Annotated in this window: 2 protein-coding genes; both read right to left on the bottom strand. The window is 32.1% G+C overall.

From position 1 onward, the window contains the following. Positions 1–140: 140 nt before the first annotated feature. Positions 141–905, bottom strand: a complete 765-nt coding sequence (locus HT729_RS11450) for a type II toxin-antitoxin system PemK/MazF family toxin (protein WP_000155204.1) — start codon at positions 903–905, stop codon at positions 141–143. Further along, the coding region (locus HT729_RS11445; RefSeq protein ID WP_240164450.1) for a S24 family peptidase at positions 906–1088 on the bottom strand (183 nt) is incomplete at its 5' end. It abuts the gene before it with no gap.

Genomic DNA, 1088 nt, shown 5'->3' with positions numbered 1-1088 from the left:
TTTTGTTTATTTCAAGTATTTATAACTCAAAAAAGGGAAGTAACAATTAAGCTACTTCCCTGGAGCGCAAAGGCTCAAAGTTTAAAAATATGAGGGTAAACCTCTAAGTAACCTAATTATAGAGTAAACTTTTATAAATGTCAATTTTTTAAGTACAATTCTTTTAATTTTTCGTCAATTCTATCTAAAGTTTCGTCACTAACCTTGATTTTTCCGCAAGGATCCAGTTCGTTTATGTAAATAATTCTGTCTTTACTAATCGTTTTTATCTGATCACATTTTGCGTAGGAAATTTTATTAAATCGTTGATAATGGTTAACAAGATCTTTTAATTTTCTATTAGTGTTTTCCACTTTTTCCATCCCTGCACCGTTGTCATAGATTTCTTTAGCTGATTCTGAATTGTAAGCATCTCCGTATTGAATCAAAAATTCCTGATATATTTCTTCTGCACTCCCTAAATCAAAAGGAGTAATTTCTGTAAGTGCATAGTGAATGATCGAAAAATAATCAAAACCAATTTTGTCAAGAATAGGTAATAAGAATCTTTTGGATTTTTGCTGTATAACTTCGTCAATCATAACAGAAAACTTTTTTTCTTTTGAACTAATTGGAAGTACCGTCAGATTCCTTGATTTTGGAGAATCATTTTTATTTAGGACAACAGCCCAGTGTCTATTTGATAATTCAGAGCCAATATTGATTCCAAAATCTACAAAGATTAAAGAACCACGTTTCAGAACATTGTAACTCTTGCTAGTGTTTTGTGTTTCTGACAAGAATAGATTAGATTCTTTTTCTAGCCAATTAGGCAAAAATCGGAATTTATTATTATTTTTAAATGTTGAATGAACTTTCTCAAAGTTTTTTGAAGCCTTTAAAATCTGTTTATTTTGTATTGTCATTTATTCCCCTCTATACACCCCGATAACTGCATAAATCTTGATGTGCGTGTCTTCGGCTGGTGGGAAGTCTAGGATGATGTCTTCGTACTTGTCATTGAGTGATACGAGGCGTAAGCGTCCGTTTTCGGTATAGATCTTCTTAAAGTAAGAACGGTCTCCGTATGCGATAACTGCCAAATCTCC

Source organism: Streptococcus sp. 79 (genome assembly GCF_013277425.1).
Lineage (GTDB): Bacteria > Bacillota > Bacilli > Lactobacillales > Streptococcaceae > Streptococcus > Streptococcus pseudopneumoniae.
This window is presented reverse-complemented; position numbering and strand designations above follow the sequence as displayed.